Raw genomic sequence first — 22038 nt, forward strand, 5'->3', positions numbered from 1 at the left:
AGGTGATAATACATGGCTCCTTTATCGGGAGAATGGCTGGAAGCATTAAAGGATGAATTCCATCAGCCATATTATGCAAAATTATATAAGACAGTTATGCAGGAGTATCAGACACGGAAGATCTTTCCTCCGGCAGATGATATGTTCAATGCATTTCATTTTACACCGCTGAGCCAGGTGAAGGTCGTGATTCTTGGACAAGACCCGTACCACAATGACGGACAGGCGCACGGACTGTGCTTTTCTGTCAAAAGGGATGTCGAGGTTCCGCCGTCACTGGTGAATATTTATCAGGAATTACACGATGATCTGGGATGCTATATCCCGGACAATGGATATCTGGAAAAATGGGCAAAGCAGGGCGTGCTTATGCTGAACACCGTTTTGACTGTCCGCGCACATCAGGCAAATTCCCACCGTGGGATCGGATGGGAGCAGTTTACCGATGCTGCGATTCGGATCTTGAATGAGCAGGACCGTCCGATCGTTTTCCTTCTCTGGGGACGTCCGGCACAGATGAAGAAATCCATGCTCAACAATCCGAAGCATCTGATCCTGGAGGCACCGCACCCAAGCCCGCTGTCCGCGTACAGGGGATTTTTCGGATGCCATCATTTCAGTAAGACAAATGAATTTCTGGTTCAGAACGGACTGGACCCGATCGACTGGCAGATCGAAAATAAAGCAGAACAGGAAAATAAGGAGTAAAAATGAGTCAGAAGAACAATTTAGTCAAAAACGCGTCCTTTCTGATGATCGCGGCAATGATTTCCAAGGTCATCGGATTATTATATAAGAGCCCGCTTTCTTCTATTGTAGGAAATATGGGCATGGGCTATATCAGCCTTGCACAGAATGCCTACATGATCCTTCTGATGATCGCTTCTTTCAGTATCCCGCAGGCAGTTTCCAAACTGATCTCCGAGAGGATTGCTTTAAAAGATTACAAAAATGCACAGAAGATCTTTCGCGGATCCCTGATCTACGCTGCGATCATAGGCGGGATCGTGGCACTGGTATGCTTGTTTGGGGCGAGATTCATCATCCCGAGCAACCAGCCGAATGCCGTGCTGGCACTCCAGATCCTGTCTCCAACGATCTTCCTTTCCGGAATCCTTGGTGTGTACAGAGGATATTTCCAGGCATACCGAAATATGATGCCGACTTCCATCTCACAGATCCTGGAACAGATCTTTAATGCGGCAGTCAGCCTGATCGCTGCATGGATGTTTATCAAATATTTTGCAGACGGCAGTGATGGAAGTGTCGCAAAATGGGGAGCAGCCGGTTCTACTGTGGGAACGACTGCAGGTGTTGTAACTGCGCTGATCTTTATGCTCCTTGTATACGGAGTCAACCGCAGAGCTATCAAGAGAAGAGTGGCAGGAGATCATTACCATGAAGAGGAAACTTATGGTGAGATTCTGAAACTGATCATCCTGATCGTTTCTCCGATTATCCTGAGTTCTTTTATTTACAATATCAATGGTTATCTCAATGGTGTCCTGTATTCCGAGATCATGGGAAAACATGGCGTGGATTCCGATACGATCAGTATGCTTTATGCAGAATATGCGACTTATTTTATGAGTATCATCAACATCCCGCTGACACTTTCCAGTGCAGCTCCGACATCCATGATACCGGAGGTTTCTGCCCTGTATGCGACGGGTGACATTGACGAGACCAGAAGGAGAGTTGACCAGACAGTCCAGCTTTCTATGTTTATTTCCATTCCGTGTGCAGTCGGACTTGCCGTGCTTGCACAGCCGATCGTGTCTCTGCTTTTTGGCGGAACAAACGGTGTGGCAGGAAAACTCCTGCTGCTTGGATCCTTTACGATTCTTCTGAATGGAATGTCAAACATTTCCAATGGTGTCCTTCAGGGTATCGGCAAGCCGAAGATCCCGATGATGACTGCAGCAGTGGCGCTTTTGGTCGATGTGATCGTGGTCGTATTACTTTTGATGTTTACAGATCTTGGCATTTATGCGCTTCTGGTGGCGATGATCGTCTATGCGGTCGTTGTCTGCGTGATGAATGATTTCTTTATGAAAAAATATCTGGATTATAAGAATCCGTGGAAGGCAGCCTATGTAAGCCCGATCCTTGCATCGGTTGTCATGGGTGTTGTGGCAGGTGCTGTATACTACGGACTGCATGTGATCCTGCCGTCAAACTTTATCTGCCTTGGCGTATCCATCGTTCTGGCAGCGACAGCGTATTTCCTGGCTTATATTCTGGTTGACAAGACTGCTTCCGAGCGCCTTTCCAGAATGCCGGGCGGCGCTTATCTGGTAAGGATCGCAAACAGATTCCACAGATAAAAGGATATGACATAAAATATAATATTCAGGATCAAAAGCATTTTCGGACATGGTTTCGGAGGTGCTTTTTTTCTGCTACTCGGGCAGGAGAGTAACAAATTCTTGAAGTTGGTCATTGTCATTTGTAAAACTTTGTCGTATAATGTTACGGAATTCGATTTGAAAAAACACTTTTTAATAAGAAAGAACACGTTACACATTCATATCTGTATATATACAGTTTTATGACGAGGAGGTCGATTTATTGAATACATACACATTGGGAATTGATATCGGATCTACTACAGTAAAGATTGCGATTCTTGATGAAAACGATCAGCTTCTGTTTGCAGATTACGAACGTCATTTTGCAAACATCCAGGAAACACTGGCTGATCTGTTGGAGAAAGCCCATGCAAAACTTGGAGAGATGACACTCTGCCCGGTGATCACAGGTTCTGGTGGTCTGACACTTGCGAACCATCTGGAAATCCCGTTCGTGCAGGAGGTTATCGCGGTTTCTACTTCTTTGCAGAAGATCGCACCGCAGACAGATGTTGCGATTGAGCTTGGCGGTGAGGATGCCAAGATCATCTATTTTGAGGGTGGAAACATTGAACAGCGAATGAACGGTATCTGTGCCGGAGGTACAGGTTCCTTTATCGACCAGATGGCATCCCTGCTTCAGACAGATGCTACCGGTCTGAATGAATATGCAAAAAATTACAAAGCACTTTATCCGATCGCTGCCCGCTGCGGTGTATTTGCAAAGACGGATATCCAGCCGCTGATCAACGAGGGCGCAACGAAGGAAGACCTGTCTGCATCTATTTTCCAGGCAGTTGTAAACCAGACGATTTCCGGTCTTGCCTGCGGTAAACCGATTCGTGGTCATGTAGCATTCCTTGGCGGTCCTCTGCATTTCCTTTCCGAGCTCAAGACGGCGTTTATCAGAACTCTGAAACTGGATGATGAGCATACGATCGTTCCGGAGAATTCTCATCTTTTTGCTGCGATTGGTTCTGCACTGAATGCGAAGAAAGATGTGACGGTTTCCCTGACAGATCTTAAAGACAGACTGCGTCATTCAATCAAGCTTGACTTCGAAGTAGAGCGTATGGAGCCGTTGTTTGCGACAGAGGAAGATTACGAAGCATTTAACAAACGCCAGTCTTCTTACAAAGTTGCAACAGGCGATCTGGCAAGCTATAAGGGTAACTGCTATCTTGGTATCGATGCCGGATCTACCACGACAAAGACTGCACTGGTAGGAGAGGATGGAAGCCTTCTTTATTCCTTCTACAGTAATAACAACGGAAGCCCGCTCAAGACAGCAATCCGTTCTATCCAGGAAATCTATTCCAAACTTCCGGAAGGCGCAAATATCGCCTATGCATGCTCTACCGGTTATGGTGAGGCTCTTATAAAGGCAGCGCTTCTTCTGGATGAGGGAGAGGTTGAGACTGTATCTCATTACTATGCAGCAGCATTTTTTGATCCGGAAGTAGACTGTATCCTGGACATCGGTGGTCAGGATATGAAGTGTATCAAGATCAAGAACCAGACCGTAGACAGCGTACAGTTAAATGAGGCATGTTCTTCCGGCTGTGGTTCCTTTATCGAGACTTTTGCGAAATCTCTGAACTACAGTGTGCAGGATTTTGCGAAGGCAGCGCTTTTTGCACAGCATCCAATCGACCTTGGAACACGCTGTACCGTATTTATGAACTCCAAGGTAAAACAGGCGCAAAAAGAGGGCGCGGAGGTATCTGATATTTCCGCAGGTCTTGCGTACTCTGTTATCAAGAACGCGCTTTACAAGGTTATCAAGGTTTCTGATGCGACAGAACTTGGCAGGCATATCGTTGTACAGGGTGGTACTTTTTATAATGATGCGGTACTCCGAAGCTTTGAGAAGATCGCAAGCTGTGAAGCGATCCGTCCGGATATCGCAGGTATCATGGGTGCGTTTGGTGCGGCTCTGATCGCGAGAGAGCGTTATGAGACGGGCAAAAAGACAACAATGCTTTCCATTGACAAGATCAATGAGCTGAAATATACAACATCTATGGCAAACTGCCGCGGATGTACCAATAACTGCCGTCTGACCATCAATAAATTTACCGGCGGCCGTCAGTTCATCAGTGGAAACCGCTGTGAGAGAGGTATCGGCAAAGAGAAAAACAAGGATCATGTGCCGAACCTTTATGAATATAAATACAAGAGACTGTTTTCCTATGAGCCGTTAAGCCCGGATCAGGCAATCAGGGGACAGGTGGGTATCCCGCGTGTCCTGAACATGTTTGAGAATTATCCGTTCTGGTATACATTCTTTACCAAACTGAAATATGAAGTGGTGCTTTCGCCGACTTCTACCAGAAAGCTCTACGAGCTTGGCATTGAGTCCATCCCGAGTGAATCAGAGTGTTATCCGGCGAAGCTGGCACATGGTCATGTGAGCTGGCTGATCAAAAAAGGTGTGAAATTTATTTTCTATCCTTGTGTTCCGTATGAACGAAATGAGTTCCCGGATGCAGTCAACCATTATAACTGCCCGATCGTTACTTCTTATGCAGAAAACATCAAGAACAATGTGGATGAGCTCAAAGATCCGAGCATCAAGTTTATGAATCCGTTTATGGCATTTACGACCGAAGCGATCCTGACAGACCGTCTGGTACAGGTATTTAAGGATATTCCGGCAGAGGAAGTAAAGGCAGCAGCTCATGCGGCATGGGAAGAACTTGCCCAGGCACGTAAAGATGTGCAGAAAAAGGGCGAGGAGACTCTTCAGTACCTTAAGGATACCGGACGAAGAGGAATCGTCCTTGCAGGCCGTCCGTATCACATCGACCCTGAAATCCATCATGGTATCCCGGATCTGATCAACAGTTATGGTATTGCGGTATTTACAGAGGATTCTATTTCTCATCTTGCAGAAGTAGAGCGTCCAATCCGTGTCAATGACCAGTGGATGTATCATTCCCGTCTGTATGCGGCAGCAAACTTTGTCAAAAAACAGGATAATCTGGATCTGATCCAGCTCAATTCCTTTGGATGTGGTCTGGATGCGGTTACAACAGATGAGGTTTATGAGATCCTCGATGGCAGCGGCAAGATCTATACCTGCCTGAAGATCGATGAGGTGAATAACCTTGGAGCGGCAAGGATCCGTGTACGTTCCCTGCTGGCAGCACTCCGTGCAAAAGATGCACAGCATAAAGAGCGTGAGATCAAACCGTCTTCTATCGAGAAGGTTGTATTTACCAAGCAGATGCGTAAGGATTATACGATCCTCTGCCCGCAGATGTCACCGTTCCATTTCGGAATCCTGCAGGCTGCATTTAATACCTGTGGATATCATCTGGAAGTCCTTCCGAATGATAATAAGCATGCAGTCGATGTGGGACTGAAATATGTAAATAATGATGCCTGCTATCCGTCTCTGATGGTAGTCGGACAGGTTATGGATGCGCTTCTTTCCGGCAAGTATGACCTGAACAAAACGGCTGTCATCATGTCTCAGACAGGTGGTGGATGCCGTGCGTCCAACTATATCGCATTTATCCGCCGTGCACTCAAGAAGACCGGCATGGAGCAGGTTCCGGTTATTTCCATCAACTTAAGTGGTCTGGAAAGCAATCCGGGATTCAAGCTGACGCTTCCACTGATCAAGCGAGTATGCTATGGTGCAGTGTTTGGAGATATCCTGATGAAATGCGTTTACCGCATGCGTCCGTATGAGGTGGAAGAGGGAATCGTCAACCGTAAGCATAAGATCTGGGAGCAGAGGGTGATCTCCTTCCTGACGGGAAGCAGTGTCAGCCACAGCCAGTTCAAGAAGATGTGCCATGAGATGGTACATGAGTTTGATATGATCCCGATCACCGGTGAGAAGAAGCCGAGAGTTGGTATTGTTGGTGAGATCCTTGTCAAGTTCCTTCCGGCTGCGAACAATCATCTGGCAGAACTTCTGGAAGCAGAAGGTGCCGAGGCAGTCTGCCCGGATCTGATCGACTTTATCAATTATTGTTTCTACAACCAGAACTTCAAATGTGAGTTCCTTGGATTCAAGAAAAATAAAGCAACGATCGCAAACTGGGGAATCAAGGCAATTGAATGGCTGCGTAAACCTATGAATGAAGCTCTGGCACAGAGCCGCCATTTTACTCCGTCTGCCGATATTGCAGATCTGGCAAAGATGGCAGAACCGATCGTTTCTCCTGGAAACCAGACCGGTGAAGGATGGTTCCTGACCGGCGAGATGATGGAACTGATCCATGGCGGTGTACCGAACATCGTATGTATCCAGCCGTTTGCATGTCTGCCGAACCATATTGTGGGTAAAGGTGTTATCAAGGAGATCCGGAGGGAGCATCCGGAGGCTAATATTGTGGCAATTGATTATGATCCGGGTGCGAGTGAAGTTAACCAGCTGAATCGTATAAAATTGATGCTTTCTACGGCTGTTAAAAATTTGAATAAAAATTAGTTTTTGGAAAAAAGAAAACCCTTAGGGGGAGCATCTCAGAGTCTGCGAAGGCCGAAGCTCCCCCTAAGAACCCCCTCCTTGGCCACGCGGTTTTGGCGTGGGGACGGGCGTGCGCGTGTCGCGCGCGTCGCCCTGGGTGTTGGTTTGAATAAAGTTAATAAAAAATGGGAGAGCACGCAGCCTATGGCTGCGATGGTCTCTCATTTTTGGTTGGAAAAGAGTTATGTCTTGAACTTTTTTTCTTTCTACCTTCAGTTTGGTGCGGTGTGGGATAGCGGAGGAGATGAGGTGTGCGGGGTGGGGTGAGCTTGAGAGGGTTCGTTGAGGTGCTTGGGAGGTGGGAGTTTGCGTTGGGAATAAAATTGTCACTGTTTGAGCGTAGCGAGTTTGACAATTTTATTCCCGTTTTTAGCAAAATCACAGCTTCCTTAGTACCTCAGAACCCTCGAACCTCGCCCCACCCCGCACACCTCATCTCCGTAACATACATACCATCCACCCATCCAAACATTCCCCTTTACCATTTTCCTTCTGTCTGGTATACTTAAAATCAAATGCAAATCATACAGAAAGAGGAACAAAAATGGCAAAATATACATTAATGAAAACGGAGGGGCGTGCGAAGAGGGCTCAGTTTGAGACTGTGCATGGTACGATCCAGACTCCGGTGTTTATGAATGTGGGTACGATCGGGGCGATCAAGGGAGCTGTTTCTACGCAGGATCTTTATGAGATCGGAACACAGGTGGAGCTTTCCAATACTTATCATCTCCATGTACGTCCTGGTGACAAGATCGTGAAGCAGCTTGGCGGACTCCATAAATTTATGAACTGGGAGCGTCCGATCCTGACGGATTCCGGCGGATTCCAGGTCTTTTCCCTTGCAAAACTCCGCAAGATCAAAGAAGAAGGCGTACATTTCCAGTCACATATTGACGGACACAAAATCTTCATGGGACCGGAAGAGAGTATGCAGATTCAGTCCAACCTTGCTTCTACGATCGCAATGGCATTCGACGAATGTCCGAGCAGCGTGGCAGACAGAGACTATGTACAGCAGTCTGTAGAGCGAACCACCCGCTGGCTTGCACGATGCAAGAAAGAAATGGACCGTCTCAACAGCCTGCCGGATACTATCAATAAAGAACAGTTACTGTTTGGAATCAACCAGGGAGCCGTATATGAAGATATCCGTATCGAACACGCCAAAGAAATTTCCAAAATGAATCTGGACGGCTATGCAGTTGGCGGACTTGCCGTAGGCGAGACCCATGAAGAGATGTACCGCATCCTTGATGCTGTTGTACCATATCTTCCACAGGATAAGCCGACTTACCTTATGGGTGTCGGAACACCGGCGAATATTCTTGAGGGCGTAGAGAGAGGAATTGATTTCTTTGACTGCGTATATCCGAGCCGTAACGGTCGTCATGGTCATGTATACACCAACCACGGCAAGATGAATATGTTCAATGCAAAGTATGAACTGGATACCCGTCCGATCGAGGAGGGCTGCGGCTGTCCGGCATGCCGCCATTACAGCAGAGCCTATATCCGCCATCTTCTCAAGGCAAAAGAAATGCTTGGAATGCGTCTCTGCGTTCTGCACAACCTGTACTTCTATAATCATATGATGGAAGAAATCCGCGATGCACTGGATGAAGGCAGATTTGCTGATTACAAAAAAATGCGTCTGGAAGGATTTGCAGCAGGAGAACAGAAATAACACACAAAATGCAGAAAAATACTTGAAGTAAAAGGCTTTTTTGTGTATGATAGTGTGTAGTGTTCCTGAATAGCAGGAATGTAAGTTAGAACAGGAGGAATCATAAATGAGCAGCACAGCAAGCAGTACCGCAAGCATGGGTATGATGATTTTATGGATGGTTGTTATCTTTGGAGTAATGTATTTCCTGATGATCCGTCCTCAGAAGAAAGAGCAGAAGAGACTTCAGGCAATGCTCAACAGCATGGAAGTCGGTGACAGTATCGTTACCACAAGCGGCTTCTATGGAGTGATCATCGACATGACAGAAGAAGATGTGATTGTAGAATTCGGCAATAACAAGAACTGCCGTATCCCAATGAGAAAACAGGCTATTGCAGAGGTGGAGAAGGCAGAACAGGCATCCGCATAACTGCAAATAAGAAAGTAAGTGCTGCGTCAGATGCGGCACTTCTTTTTTTATAAAAATCGTTTACTTTTATAACACGTTCTAACTTTTACGTAGTAAAGGGTTGAAAAGTGCCAGAAAGTGCGTTATTATAATAACAATATCCATGAGGAAAGGACTCTGCGCAAGATTCGTGTGATGCAGAGAGAGGAAATGAAAAGATGGAATACAAGATTGCATTGATTCCAGGAGATGGAATCGGACCGGAAATTGTCAGTGAAGCCAAAAAAGTTCTCGATAAAGTATGTGAGAAATACAACCACACCTTTACTTATTCAGAGGTACTGCTTGGAGGCGCATCTATTGATGTCCACGGCGTACCGCTTACAGATGAGGCAATTGCTACAGCCAAAGCCTCTGACGCAGTTCTGATGGGCTCTATCGGCGGTGATGCAAAGACATCCCCATGGTACAAACTGGAGCCGTCCAAACGTCCGGAAGCAGGACTCCTTGCTATCCGTAAAGCACTGAACCTTTTTGCAAACCTTCGTCCGGCATACCTTTACAAAGAACTCGAAGAAGCCTGCCCGATCAAAAAAGAAGTGATCGGAGACAACGGATTTGACATGATCATCGTCCGTGAGCTGACCGGCGGTCTTTACTTCGGCGAAAGAAAGACCATTGAAGAAGACGGTGTAAAGAAAGCAATCGATACACTTTCCTACAATGAAAATGAGATCCGCCGTATCGCGATCAAAGCCTTTGACATCGCAATGAAGAGAAGAAAGAAAGTCACAAGCGTAGACAAGGCAAACGTTCTGGATTCTTCCAGACTCTGGAGAAAAGTCGTAGAAGAAGTTGCAAAGGATTACCCGGAAGTAACTCTGGAGCATATGCTGGTTGACAACTGTGCAATGCAGCTTGTACATGATCCGGCACAGTTCGACGTTATCCTGACAGAGAACATGTTTGGCGATATTTTATCTGATGAGGCAAGTATGGTGACAGGTTCCATCGGAATGCTTTCTTCTGCAAGCCTCAATGAGACCAAATTTGGTCTGTATGAGCCAAGCCACGGATCCGCACCGGATATCGCAGGACAGAATAAAGCAAACCCGATCGCAACGATCCTTTCCGCAGCAATGCTGCTCCGTTACTCACTCAACCTTGACGAAGAGGCAGACGCAGTAGAGGCAGCTGTACAGAAAGTCCTGACAGACGGATACCGTACAGGTGACATCATGTCCGAAGGATGCAAAGCTGTCGGAACAAAAGAAATGGGAGATCTGATCGCAGCAGCGGTGTAAGATACCAGGAGTGCTATGCACAGAACAATCCGTAGGTATCGTATAGATTGAATAAAGAGGAGATAATAAAATGAGAAGTGATTCAGTAAAAACAGGCTCACAGCAGGCACCTCACCGTTCCCTGTTTAATGCCCTTGGATTAACAAAAGAAGAGATGGAACGTCCGTTAGTCGGAATCGTAAGTTCCTACAATGAGATCGTACCTGGCCATATGAACCTTGACAAGATCGTAGCAGCCGTAAAACAGGGGGTTGCAATGGCTGGCGGTACACCGATCGTATTCCCGGCGATCGCTGTCTGTGACGGTATCGCAATGGGACACATCGGAATGAAATACTCTCTGGTAACAAGAGATCTGATTGCAGACTCTACAGAGGCAATGGCAATGGCTCATCAGTTTGATGCCCTTGTTATGGTTCCGAACTGTGACAAAAACGTACCTGGACTTCTGATGGCAGCAGCCAGGATCAACGTTCCGACTGTATTCGTAAGCGGCGGTCCGATGATGGCAGGTCATATCCACGGACACAAGACAAGCCTTTCCAGTATGTTCGAAGCTGTTGGATCTTATGCAGCAGGCAAGATCACAGAAGACGAACTGACAGAATTCGAGAACAAAACATGTCCTACATGTGGATCCTGTTCCGGTATGTACACTGCAAACTCCATGAACTGTCTGACTGAGGTTCTTGGTATGGGACTTCGTGGAAACGGAACCATTCCGGCAGTATATTCCGAACGTATCCGTCTTGCAAAACATGCAGGTATGCAGGTTATGGAAATGTACCGCAGAAACATCCGTCCGAGAGACATCATGACAAAGGAAGCAATCCTGAATGCCCTGACGGTAGATATGGCACTTGGATGTTCTACCAACAGTATGCTTCATCTTCCGGCGATCGCTCATGAAGTGGGAATGGACTTTGATATCAGTTTCGCAAACGAGATCAGTGCAAAGACACCGAACCTCTGCCACCTTGCACCGGCAGGCCCGACTTACATGGAAGATCTCAATGAAGCCGGCGGTGTTTACGCAGTCATGAACGAGCTGAACAAAAAAGGACTTCTCCATACAGAATGCATGACAGTAACAGGCAAAACAGTAGGCGAAAATATCAAAGACTGTGTAAACCTCAATCCTGAAGTTATCCGCCCGATCGACAATCCATACAGCCAGACCGGTGGACTTGCAGTCCTCAAAGGAAATATCGCTCCTGACGGCGGTGTCGTAAAACGTTCCGCAGTCGTAGAAGAAATGATGGTACACGAAGGACCGGCAAGAGTCTTTGACTGCGAAGAAGATGCGATCGCAGCGATCAAAGGCGGCAAGATCGTAGCCGGAGACGTTGTAGTCATCCGTTATGAAGGACCAAAAGGCGGTCCTGGAATGAGAGAGATGCTGAATCCGACATCTGCGATCGCAGGTATGGGACTTGGATCTTCTGTAGCTCTTATCACAGACGGACGTTTCAGTGGTGCATCCCGTGGAGCTTCCATCGGACATGTTTCACCGGAGGCAGCCGTAGGTGGACCAATCGCCTTGATCGAAGAAGGCGACATCATCAGCATCAACATTCCGGAACTCAAACTGGAAGTCAAAGTATCTGATGAAGAGATGGCAGCAAGAAAAGCAAAATGGCAGCCACGTGAACCAAGAGTCACAACCGGATATCTTGCAAGATATGCTGCAATGGTTACCTCAGGCAACAGAGGAGCGATCCTTGAAGTGCCGAAAGCAAAATAACTGAAATCATTCATTTTATATACACAGGAGGAAACACAATGCAGCTTACAGGTGCAGAGATCATCATTGAGTGCCTTAAGGAACAGAAAGTAGATACTGTTTTCGGTTATCCGGGAGGCGCGATCCTCAATGTCTATGATGCTCTTTATAAACACAGTGATGAGATCCACCACGTTCTGACTTCTCATGAACAGGGTGCATCTCATGCGGCAGACGGTTATGCCCGTGCTACAGGCAAAGTCGGAGTGTGCCTGGCAACCTCCGGGCCTGGAGCTACAAACCTGGTTACCGGTATCGCGACCGCATACATGGATTCTGTTCCAGTCGTAGCGATCACCGCTAACGTAGGCAAACCACTTCTCGGAAGAGATTCTTTCCAGGAAGTTGATATTGCCGGTATTGTAATGCCGGTCACAAAACACAGTTTTATCGTAAAAGACATCTCCATGCTGGCAGACACACTCCGCAAGGCATTTTATATTGCCAAGAGCGGACGTCCGGGACCGGTACTGGTGGATGTGACCAAAGATGTAACAGCAGCAACTTATGAATATTCCCTGCGCCGTCCGGCTACGATCAACCGTGAGACTGAGACGATCCGCAGAGAAGATCTGGAAACTGCTGCACAGATGATCGAGGAAGCAAAGAAGCCGTATATTTTTGTCGGCGGCGGATGTGTGATCTCCGGAGCTTCCAAGGAGATCAGCGAACTGGCACATAAGATCCAGGCTCCGGTCTGCGATAGCCTTATGGGCAAGGGCGCTTTTTCCGGAGAAGATCCTCTGTATACAGGAATGCTTGGCATGCATGGAACCAAGACTTCCGACCTTGGCGTGACACAGTGCGACCTTCTGATCGTTCTGGGTGCACGTTTCAGTGACCGTGTCACAGGAAATGCCAAGACCTTTGCAAAACAGGCAAAGATCCTGCAGATCGATGTCGATGCGGCAGAAATTAACAAGAATGTTGTGGTAGATGCGTCTGTAATCGGAGATGTAAGAGAAGTTCTCCGCAGACTTCTGGAAATGATTCCGGAAAAACAGCATCCGGAGTGGATCGAGCATATTCAGGAGATGAAAGCCAAATATCCTCTGAGTTATGATCATTCCCAGCTCACAGGACCATACATTATAGAGAAACTCTACGAAATCACAGGTGGAGATGCAATTATCTCAACAGATGTCGGTCAGCACCAGATGTGGGCCGCACAGTACTTCAAGTACAAAGAACCTCGTACCTTCCTGACTTCCGGTGGTCTCGGAACGATGGGATACGGACTTGGAGCTGCAATCGGTGCCAAGATGGGAAGACCGGACAAAACAGTTGTCAACATCGCTGGAGACGGCTGTTTCCGAATGAACATGAATGAGATCGCGACAGCAGTACGCTGCCATAAACAGCTTTTACAGATTGTCATGAACAATCATGTACTGGGTATGGTACGTCAGTGGCAGACCTTATTCTATGAACACAGATATTCACACACCGTCCTTGACGATGCCGTGGATTTTGTGAAAATATCTGAGGGCATGGGAGCGAAAGCAATCCGTGTTACGAAGATGGAAGAAGTAGAGCCGGCGATCCGCGAGGCTCTCGCAACAGACGGACCTGTAGTACTGGACTGCTGGATCGATCAGGATCTCAGCGTGTTCCCGATGGTACCGGCAGGCGCAAGTCTGAATGAAGTTTTTGACGAGGAGGATATGAAGAACAATGAGCAGAGTGTATAATTTTTCTGCAGGACCGGCCGTACTGCCGGAACCTGTGCTGAAAGAAGTAGCAGATGAGATGATGGATTATCAGGGAACAGGCATGTCCGTAATGGAGATGAGCCACAGAAGTCCTGAATTCCAGAAGATCATCGATGATGCAGAGCAGGATCTCAGAGACCTGATGAACATCCCGGATAACTACAAGGTATTATTCCTTCAGGGTGGTGCTTCTCAGCAGTTTGCCATGATTCCGATGAACCTTATGAAAAACGGAGTAGCTGACTATATTGTTACCGGTCAGTGGGCAAAAAAAGCATATCAGGAAGCACAGAAATACGGAAAGGTAAACAAGATCGCCTCTTCCGAAGACAAAACCTTCTCTTATATCCCGGACTGCAGCGATCTTCCGATCAGCCCGGATGCAGATTATGTATACATTTGTGAAAATAATACAATTTACGGAACAAAATTCAAAACTCTTCCGAATACAAAGGGAAAAACTCTGGTAGCAGACGTTTCTTCCTGCTTCTTATCTGAGCCTGTAGATGTAACCAAATACGGCATCATCTACGGTGGTGTCCAGAAAAATATCGGACCTGCAGGTATGGTAATCGTCATCATCCGCGAAGACCTCATCACAGAGGATGTCCTTCCGGGAACACCAACCATGCTTACATATAAGACACATGCAGATGCAGGTTCCCTGTACAACACACCGAACGCTTACTGCATCTATGTATGCGGCAAAGTCTTCAAATGGCTCAAAGCTATGGGCGGACTGGAGGAAATGCAGAGAAGAAACATCGAGAAAGCCAAGATCCTCTATGATTTCCTGGATCAGAGCAAACTCTTCAAAGGCACAGTAGAGCCGGCTTCCCGTTCTCTGATGAATGTTCCTTTCGTTACAGGTGACAAAGACATGGATGCTAAATTCGTCAAAGAAGCAAAGGCAGCAGGTCTTGTAAACCTCAAAGGACACAGAACTGTAGGCGGTATGCGTGCAAGTATCTACAATGCAATGCCAAAAGAAGGCGTAGAAGCCCTTGTTGCATTCATGAAAAAATTCGAGGAGGAAAATGCATAATGTTCCAGTATAAATGCCTCAATCCAATCTCCCAGACAGGTCTCGGCCTGTTTGGAGATGATTACAAACAGACAGAAGAAATGAACGATGCCGATGCAGTCCTGGTAAGAAGTGCCAAGATGCATGACATGGAACTTCCGGAAAATGTCAAAGTCATTGCCCGTGCAGGTGCAGGTGTCAACAACATCCCGGTTGATGTATGCGCAGAAAAAGGTATCGTAGTATTCAACACACCAGGTGCAAACGCAAACGGTGTTAAGGAGCTTGTTCTTGCAGGAATGCTCCTTGCTTCCCGTGATATCGTTGGTGGTATCGAGTGGGTAGCACACGAAGAAGACAAAGAACATATCGACAAACTGGCTGAGAAACAGAAAAAACAGTTTGCAGGATGTGAGATCAGCGGTAAGAAGCTTGGTATTATCGGTCTTGGTGCGATCGGAGCCATGGTTGCGAACTCTGCAACACATCTGGGAATGGAAGTTTACGGATATGACCCATTCATCTCCATCGATGCAGCATGGAACCTTTCCAGAACCATCAAACACAGCAAATCCCTGGATGAGATCTACAGCCAGTGCGACTACATCACCATCCATGTACCGCTTACAGACAACACACGCAAGATGATCGACAAAGAAGCTTTCACAAAGATGAAAGACGGTGTCGTTCTTCTGAACTTCGCAAGAGACCTTCTCGTTGACGAGGAAGCCCTTGTAGAAGCTCTTGACAGCGGAAAGGTAAAGAAATATGTTACTGACTTTGCAAATGCAACTGTAGCAGGCAGACCGGGAATCCTTGTAACACCACATCTTGGTGCATCCACAGAGGAATCTGAAGAAAACTGTGCAGTTATGGCAGTCAAAGAAGTCAGAGATTTCCTCGAAAACGGAAATATCAAAAACTCCGTAAACTTCCCGAACTGCGACATGGGAACCTGCGTGGCAGTTGGACGTATCACCATCGCTCACAAGAACATCCCGAACATGATCAGCCAGTTCACCAAGATCCTTGGTAGTGAGGGACTGAACATCGCGGATATGACCAACAAGAGCCGTGGTGGATATGCATACACCATCATCGACCTGGAAAGCGCAGCATCCAAAGAAGCTCTGGATGAACTCAGAGCAATCGAAGGCGTGTCTAAGGTGCGCGTGATCAAATAGACCAGTGGGGACGGAGAAAAGTGGCCTTTTTTCTATCCCTGTGGCTTTTACAAATCCCCATGGCGAAAACTGTGGGGATTTTTGTCGATGAAAACAGCTTGTATTATCTGGATGACAGTGTTACAATTCTTTTAAATTATTTATCTCATCATATCTAATGGCAGTTCAGCCAGCAAAATCCACAATCATGCAAAGTTACGATTATATATAGAAAAAGTCCGTGAAGTCTTGAAAAATTCAGCGGTAGTTTGTATAATAGAGCCACAGAACAAAACGGCGTAATTTTCCTGAGCTTTTTCTATTAAGATCATTAAGAAAAACAAGGAGGACGCATGCCGGGAAAGAAAAACACAAGCAGGAAATCACGCACAAACTCACAGAAAAATCCCATAACCTATCAGAACAAAGACGTTGTCTCCAAGATATGTGGAAAACAGATGAAAGAGAAAACTCTTTCCGTTTATGGAGTAAATCGAAGAAAATATCTCCAGCAGAATTCAGGCAGGAGAGCCGCTTTCAGAAGAAGAACAGATGCAGTTCGTGATATTACCGCTTGTCCATGCTTGAAAGGCAGCTAAGCAGCAGTGTATCCGAAGATATTTTGAACTGGCAAAAAGAATAGAATCTTCCCATATGCAGATTTTCCTTCTGTCAGGACTTCTGGTCTTTACAGATAAAGTAATCGCAAAAGAAGATTCAGAAAGGATCAAAAGGCGGATCAATATGACACAGGTAGGAAGACTTTACGAAGAAGAGAAACAGGAAGCGTTGAGGGAGCTTGAGAGGAAACTTAATAATGAAAACCGAAAAAAGATACAGAATCTGAAGAAAGAGCATCGTCATACACTGCAGAAATCGAAACAAGAACAGCGTGAGATACTTCAGAAGAAAGAAGCCCGGAAATTCTTAGAATTGTCCGAGCTTTTTTGTATACATAAACGATGTTAAAAATTATTTACGGCTTGCGATAAATTCCTCTACTTCCTCACGTGTCGGCATAACTCTCAGGGCACCTTTGCGTGTGGTGATGAGGGATGCGGCTGCGTTTGCGAAGGTGAGGAGCTCTTTGAGATTTTCCTCTGTGAGATTCTCAAGACCGTGATCGAGAACATAGTTTAATGTGCTTGCACAGAAGGTATCTCCGGCACCGGTTGTCTCGATGGTGTTTTCCTGGAGGAAAGGAGCTGCCTCTACGATCATGTCCTTGTAGTATGCGCGGCTTCCGTCCTTGCCCATGGTGATGAGGATGAGCGGGATGTTGTATTTTTCCTGGATCATGGCAGCACCCTTGTCATAATCTGTGGTTCCGCACATGAACTCTACCTCATTGTCAGAAATCTTTAATACATCACATTTGGACATGCCATATTCGATCTCCGCACGGGCATCCTCGAGAGATTTCCAGAGAGGCGGACGCAGGTTCGGGTCAAAGGTGATGATGCATCCGGCTTCTTTCGCAAGATCGATCGCGTGGCGTGTAGCTTCACGTACACCCTCATGAGTAGAAGAAAGTGTTCCAAAGTGGAAGATACGGGAAGCTTCGATCAGATCCTTCTGAACTTCTTCTTTGGTGAGCATCATATCTGCGCCCGGATCACGATAGAAAGAAAAGTCACGGTCACCATCCGGATAAGTATGTACGAAAGCGAGTGTGGTGTGGCAGTTTTCATCCATGATAAGGTTACGGGTGTCAATGCCGACTTCCTCAACAGCAGTCTTTAACTGTGTACCAAACATGTCTTTGCCGACTTTGCCGATGAAAGCAGTCTTTTTGCCAAGACGTTCCAGCATGGCGAGCACGTTACATGGAGCACCGCCAGGGTTTGCTTCCATCAGGGGATTGCCCTGAGAACTGTTTCCGTTTTCTGTAAAGTCGATCAGTAATTCGCCGAGAGCGGTTACGTCAAATTTTCTGTTTTCCATAATGAAAAACCTCCTTGGATTTCTGAATTCTGTTTCCTGTGTATCAGAAAAACTCTAGTTTCAATTTATCGTACCAGAGCAGTTTTGTCAAACAAATTTCGTTCTATTCTTTATTTTTATTGGAAAAAATGATAAACTATTATCAAAGAGATGACATTTGCAGAAACGTTTGACAGCAGCATCTCAGAATGGAGGCAGTAGTTATGGAAAGCAAAGCATACGAATATATGGACTGGCCGAGAATTGAAGCAGTGGTTTACGGAGAGGAAGCATCCCCGAAGGATGTCATGGCTCCGCGTCTTACGACAGACGGCGTTCTGATCCAGGGATTTTTCCCGGAGGCAGATAAAACAGAAGTTCTGGTCGGCTCCCGCAAATATGAAATGGAGCAGGAAGACGAAGCAGGCTATTTCGCAGCAATGATCCCGGGAAGAAAGATCCCGGATTATAAATATCGCGTCACCAAAGGAGAAGAAACAAAGGAATTTGCAGATCCTTATGCATTCTCCGGCCAGATCACAGAAGCAGAGGAAAAAGCTTTCTGCGCTGGTGTTTATTATCACGCGTATGAGAAACTGGGTGCACATCCGATGAAAATTAATGGTGTCAAGGGAACCAGCTTTGCAGTATGGGCACCGAACGCGATGCGTGTCAGTGTTGTAGGTGATTTCAATGCGTGGGACGGAAGATGCCATGCGATGCACAGAATGCCGATGTCCGGTATCTTTGAGCTTTTTATCCCGGATGTAAAGGCAGGAGATATCTACAAATATGAACTGAAACTCAAGGGAAACAGGATCGAGCTGAAATCCGATCCATACGCGGCATGCACCGAAGTTCCACCGGCAAATGCATCTGTTGTGACAGATACCAGCACTTTCCAGTGGGAAGATGAGATCTGGATGAAAGAGCGTAAGAAATTCAGCGACCGCAAACAGCCAATCTCCATTTATGAAACTTCTCTTACAGAATGGAAAGATGCCACAGAGCTCGCAGATTTTGTAAAGAAACTGAACTATACCCATGTAGAACTGCATCCGGTCATGGAATACCTTGATGACGAAGCAGGAGAATACAGCACATTTGCTTATTATGCACCGACCAGAAGATTTGGCACACCAGAGGATTTTCAGAAGGTTGTCAATGAACTTCACAAGGCAGGGATCGGTCTGATCCTTGACTGGACACCGTCTCATTTCCCGAGAGTGGAGGGAGGTCTTGAGCTTTTTGACGGAACACCGTTGTATGAGAATCCAGATCCGTCCATGGCGATCCATCCGATCTGGGGAACTCTTCTTTACAATTTCGACAGCCCGATGGTTAAGGATTTCCTTCTGGCAAACGCTTTTTACTGGCTGGAAGTTTATCATGCAGACGGACTCCGCCTGGACGATGTAGATTCCATGCTGTATCTTGATTTCGGCAGGGAATACGGACAATGGAAGCCGAACATCTACGGAACAAATGAAAACCTGGAAGCAGTAGAATTCCTGAAACATCTGAATTCCATCCTTGATAAGAAACTTCCGGGAACCCTCACGATCGCACAGGAGGACGGCCTCTGGTCCGAACTCACCGGAAGCGTGGAGGATGACAACATCGGATTCGACTACAAATGGAACAACAACTGGGCAGGAGATTTTCTTGCTTACCTTTCCAAAGATCCGATCGAGAGAAAATATGTCCACGATCAGCTCACTCTGTCCATGATCTATGCTTACTGTGAGCATTATGTACTGCCGCTCGGAAACCGTGAGGCAGGAAATCTCGCTGAATTTATGGAGAAACTTCCGGGAGATGAGGCACAGAAATTAAGCCAGGTTCGTGCGGCATATGCCTATATGATGATGCATCCGGGCTGTACCATGATGGCTCCGGGCAAAGAACTTCCAGAGGAGATGGAGAAATTTATCCATGACCTCAATGAGCTGTACCGCACCCATCCGGCACTGATCCAGAAGGATGATGAGTACGATGGATTTGAATGGATCCAGCTTATGAAATATGAGGAAAACGTCCTGACTTTCATGAGAAAGACAGACAAGCCGGAAGAAACGCTTCTCGTTGTATGCAACTTCGCGGCTGTTCCATATACAGACTATAAAGTAGGCGTTCCGTTCTTCGGCAAATACAAAGAAATCTTCAACACCGACGCCAAAGAATATGGCGGACAGGGAACGGTAAATCCGAGAGGAAAGACTTGCAAGCAGGATGAGTGCGATGAGAGAGAGTATTCCATCAAACTCAAAGTTCCTGCACTTGGCGTGACAGTATTTTCCTGCACACCGACCAAGAAAAGAGAAGCAGTCTCTGCCCCGGTGAAGAAAACTGAGAAAAAACCTGTGGCAAAGAAACCTCGCGTTTCCAGAAAATCTTCCAGGGCCGCTGTCAAGGAACCGGCGGCTACAGTGAAAGAGGAGAAGAAAGTTCTTGTAAAAGAAGCAGTTACTGCACCAAAGAAAACCAGAAAAACTGTAGCGAAAGAAACAGCATAAAAAATAATTCGCTGTAAATGAAGTTACAGCATAAAAATTAAAATTTGTTCTTGATTTTTCTGAGAAATCAGGTATAATAATGGTTGTGTTTCAGACACAGGCTGGAATAGCTCAGTCGGTAGAGCACTTCACTCGTAATGAAGGGGTCGTGAGTTCGAGTCTCATTTCCAGCTTGCCATTAACAGGATCCGGATACTTTGAACAAGGTATCCGGATTTTTGTGTTATGCGGAGAATTTTTTTGTACTTTTTCAGTGCTTGCATTGCTGAAAATTTATGTTATCATTATGAGATAAAGATTTGTTGCTTTTATAACGTATTAACTTGTAAAAGTCAGTTGCTGTGAACGAAGTGAACAGTAACGAAAGGAATGATGAAACAAATGCTAGATAAAATAGAAGAAAAAATCCTTCAGAGGATAGACGCAGACAGAGAGCAGATCATAAGCTTTGCAGAGGATATCGCGGCACATCCGGAACCGGGTTTTGAGGAAATACGGACGTCGCAGAAGGCGGCACAGTTTCTTAAGAACCTTGGATATGAAGTGACAGAACATCTTGTCCGCACCGGTGTAAGAGGTGACAAAAAGATCACAGACGGTCCGAACCTCACAGTCATCGGGGAACTGGATGCGATCGGATGCAAGTCACATCCAATGGCAGATTCTGTTACCGGCGTGGCACATGCCTGCGGACATCACGCACAGATGGCAGCAATGATCGGCTGTGCGATCGCGCTGGCAGATTCGGAGATCCAGAAGGAACTCGGCGGCAGTCTTTCTTTCCTTGCGGTTCCCGCTGAGGAATATATTGACGCAGACAAGAGAGCATGTCTTCGCCAGGAAGGGATCGAATTCTGCTGCGGCAAGAGCGAGATGATCCGCACAGGAGTTTTTGATGATACGGATATTGCGCTGACGACCCATGTGCATATGGTTCCGGTCGAGGAGGATTTTTACCTGGGAAATCCGGCGTGCAACGGTTACAGTGCAGAACGAGTCACTGTCAGAGGCAAGGCCGCACACGGGGCGATCGATCCGTGGAACGGTGTCAACGCCCTCAGCATCACGACCAGCGCTATCCAGATGATGGGACTGATGCGAGAGACTTTCCGCGAGGAAGACCATGTACGCCTCCACAATGTGATCCGTAAGGCCGGTGATGTCATCAACAGTGTGCCGGATGAGGCGGTGATAGAAACGAAGGTGAGGGCAGCTTCGCTTGAGAAACTGGAGGAGATCATGGATATGGTCAACCGCGCTTATGACGGAGCAGCCTATGCATTCGGCGGCAGGATCGAGCGGGAAATACTCCAGGGCTATATGCCGATCCTTCCGAGAGAGGCAGATACGGCACTTCTGGAGGCGGCAGAGGATCTGGAACTTGAGTATCGCACTGTACAGAAGGGCGATTTCAACAATGCCTGCACGGATGTAGGCGATCTGAGCCACCTGATGCCGGTCGTGAATTTTACATTCAAGGGCTTTGAAGGCAAACTCCATGGGGCAGACTTCCGTATCACAGATCCGGAAAAGGCATACATCCTTCCGGCAAAACTGCTTGCCCTGACCGTGTACAAACTCTTAAGAAACGGCGGAGAGCAGGCCGGAAAGATCTGCACAGAGTTTACCCCGGTTTTTGACAGAGAAAGTTATACTGCTTATATCAGAAAGCAGACAGAGCAAAAATAAAACAGCAGG

Annotated in this window: 15 protein-coding genes and 1 tRNA gene; 15 read left to right on the forward strand and 1 reads right to left on the reverse strand. The window is 46.7% G+C overall.

Annotation, left to right across the window (positions count from 1 at the left end):
* Positions 1-12 precede the first annotated feature (12 nt).
* The 12 genes from ung to DWX28_RS00595 all read left to right on the forward strand — a co-directional run bounded on the left by ung (position 13) and on the right by DWX28_RS00595 (position 16870).
* Positions 13-708: a uracil-DNA glycosylase gene (ung, locus tag DWX28_RS00535; RefSeq protein WP_022214562.1), complete on the forward strand. Its 696-nt coding sequence runs from the start codon at positions 13-15 to the stop codon at positions 706-708.
* Between the two features lie 2 nt (positions 709-710).
* The gene (locus tag DWX28_RS00540) at positions 711-2327 is read left to right on the forward strand and encodes a putative polysaccharide biosynthesis protein (protein WP_022214563.1); all 1617 of its coding nucleotides are present in this window, start codon (positions 711-713) and stop codon (positions 2325-2327) included.
* A gap of 244 nt (positions 2328-2571) precedes the next feature.
* On the forward strand, positions 2572-6798 hold the full coding sequence (locus DWX28_RS00545) for a 2-hydroxyacyl-CoA dehydratase (protein ID WP_022214564.1): 4227 nt from the start codon (positions 2572-2574) through the stop codon (positions 6796-6798).
* A 583-nt stretch (positions 6799-7381) separates the two neighbouring features.
* A complete protein-coding gene (tgt, locus tag DWX28_RS00555) occupies positions 7382-8524 on the forward strand; it encodes a tRNA guanosine(34) transglycosylase Tgt (RefSeq protein ID WP_022214565.1) in 1143 nt (380 codons plus the stop codon).
* 106 nt (positions 8525-8630) lie between these two features.
* Complete coding sequence (gene yajC, locus DWX28_RS00560) at positions 8631-8936, forward strand: preprotein translocase subunit YajC (protein WP_022214566.1); 306 nt, start codon at positions 8631-8633, stop codon at positions 8934-8936.
* A 197-nt stretch (positions 8937-9133) separates the two neighbouring features.
* On the forward strand, positions 9134-10219 hold the full coding sequence (leuB, locus tag DWX28_RS00565) for a 3-isopropylmalate dehydrogenase (RefSeq protein WP_022214567.1): 1086 nt from the start codon (positions 9134-9136) through the stop codon (positions 10217-10219).
* A gap of 70 nt (positions 10220-10289) precedes the next feature.
* The gene (gene ilvD, locus DWX28_RS00570; protein ID WP_022214568.1) at positions 10290-11963 is read left to right on the forward strand and encodes a dihydroxy-acid dehydratase; all 1674 of its coding nucleotides are present in this window, start codon (positions 10290-10292) and stop codon (positions 11961-11963) included.
* Between the two features lie 38 nt (positions 11964-12001).
* Positions 12002-13693 (forward strand): biosynthetic-type acetolactate synthase large subunit, encoded by a 1692-nt coding sequence (gene ilvB / locus DWX28_RS00575; protein ID WP_118251357.1) that lies wholly within the window; start codon positions 12002-12004, stop codon positions 13691-13693.
* Positions 13677-14759 carry a 3-phosphoserine/phosphohydroxythreonine transaminase gene (gene serC, locus DWX28_RS00580; protein ID WP_118251358.1) on the forward strand — a complete coding sequence of 361 codons (1083 nt, stop codon included), beginning with the start codon at positions 13677-13679 and terminating at the stop codon, positions 14757-14759. Before ilvB ends, serC begins: the two co-directional genes overlap by 17 nt.
* Entirely contained in the window at positions 14759-15922 is a 1164-nt protein-coding gene (locus tag DWX28_RS00585; protein ID WP_118251359.1) for a phosphoglycerate dehydrogenase, read from the forward strand. The genes serC and DWX28_RS00585 overlap by 1 nt, the downstream gene beginning before the upstream one ends.
* A gap of 332 nt (positions 15923-16254) precedes the next feature.
* Positions 16255-16500 (forward strand): hypothetical protein, encoded by a 246-nt coding sequence (locus DWX28_RS00590; protein ID WP_118251360.1) that lies wholly within the window; start codon positions 16255-16257, stop codon positions 16498-16500.
* A gap of 55 nt (positions 16501-16555) precedes the next feature.
* Entirely contained in the window at positions 16556-16870 is a 315-nt protein-coding gene (locus DWX28_RS00595; protein WP_118251361.1) for a hypothetical protein, read from the forward strand.
* A 3-nt stretch (positions 16871-16873) separates the two neighbouring features.
* Here DWX28_RS00595 and DWX28_RS00600 read toward each other — a convergent pair whose 3' ends face one another.
* Entirely contained in the window at positions 16874-17845 is a 972-nt protein-coding gene (locus DWX28_RS00600) for a carbohydrate kinase family protein (protein ID WP_118251362.1), read from the reverse strand.
* 203 nt (positions 17846-18048) lie between these two features.
* On the opposite strand from DWX28_RS00600, the gene glgB reads away from it, so the two are divergent.
* The 3 genes from glgB (at position 18049) to DWX28_RS00615 (ending at position 22029) form a co-directional block, all read left to right on the forward strand.
* A complete protein-coding gene (gene glgB / locus DWX28_RS00605; RefSeq protein ID WP_022214575.1) occupies positions 18049-20340 on the forward strand; it encodes a 1,4-alpha-glucan branching enzyme in 2292 nt (763 codons plus the stop codon).
* Between the two features lie 100 nt (positions 20341-20440).
* A tRNA-Thr gene (locus tag DWX28_RS00610) sits at positions 20441-20513 on the forward strand.
* A gap of 208 nt (positions 20514-20721) precedes the next feature.
* Positions 20722-22029 (forward strand): amidohydrolase, encoded by a 1308-nt coding sequence (locus DWX28_RS00615; RefSeq protein ID WP_118251363.1) that lies wholly within the window; start codon positions 20722-20724, stop codon positions 22027-22029.
* Positions 22030-22038: the final 9 nt, after the last annotated feature.

The sequence above is a fragment of the Blautia sp. AF19-10LB genome, from assembly GCF_003461245.1.
Lineage (GTDB): Bacteria > Bacillota > Clostridia > Lachnospirales > Lachnospiraceae > Blautia_A > Blautia_A intestinihominis.

What these genes read in the sequence shown, in the direction of transcription:
- ung (WP_022214562.1), top strand. Translation starts at nt 13, where the DNA reads ATGGCTCCTTTATCGGGAGAATGGCTGGAAGCATTAAAGGATGAATTC.
- DWX28_RS00540 (WP_022214563.1), top strand. Translation starts at nt 711, where the DNA reads ATGAGTCAGAAGAACAATTTAGTCAAAAACGCGTCCTTTCTGATGATC.
- tgt (WP_022214565.1), top strand. Translation starts at nt 7,382, where the DNA reads ATGGCAAAATATACATTAATGAAAACGGAGGGGCGTGCGAAGAGGGCT.
- yajC (WP_022214566.1), top strand. Translation starts at nt 8,631, where the DNA reads ATGAGCAGCACAGCAAGCAGTACCGCAAGCATGGGTATGATGATTTTA.
- leuB (WP_022214567.1), top strand. Translation starts at nt 9,134, where the DNA reads ATGGAATACAAGATTGCATTGATTCCAGGAGATGGAATCGGACCGGAA.
- ilvD (WP_022214568.1), top strand. Translation starts at nt 10,290, where the DNA reads ATGAGAAGTGATTCAGTAAAAACAGGCTCACAGCAGGCACCTCACCGT.
- ilvB (WP_118251357.1), top strand. Translation starts at nt 12,002, where the DNA reads ATGCAGCTTACAGGTGCAGAGATCATCATTGAGTGCCTTAAGGAACAG.
- serC (WP_118251358.1), top strand. Translation starts at nt 13,677, where the DNA reads ATGAGCAGAGTGTATAATTTTTCTGCAGGACCGGCCGTACTGCCGGAA.
- DWX28_RS00585 (WP_118251359.1), top strand. Translation starts at nt 14,759, where the DNA reads ATGTTCCAGTATAAATGCCTCAATCCAATCTCCCAGACAGGTCTCGGC.
- DWX28_RS00590 (WP_118251360.1), top strand. Translation starts at nt 16,255, where the DNA reads ATGCCGGGAAAGAAAAACACAAGCAGGAAATCACGCACAAACTCACAG.
- DWX28_RS00595 (WP_118251361.1), top strand. Translation starts at nt 16,556, where the DNA reads ATGCAGATTTTCCTTCTGTCAGGACTTCTGGTCTTTACAGATAAAGTA.
- DWX28_RS00600 (WP_118251362.1), bottom strand. Translation starts at nt 17,845, where the DNA reads ATGGAAAACAGAAAATTTGACGTAACCGCTCTCGGCGAATTACTGATC.
- glgB (WP_022214575.1), top strand. Translation starts at nt 18,049, where the DNA reads ATGGAAAGCAAAGCATACGAATATATGGACTGGCCGAGAATTGAAGCA.
- DWX28_RS00615 (WP_118251363.1), top strand. Translation starts at nt 20,722, where the DNA reads ATGCTAGATAAAATAGAAGAAAAAATCCTTCAGAGGATAGACGCAGAC.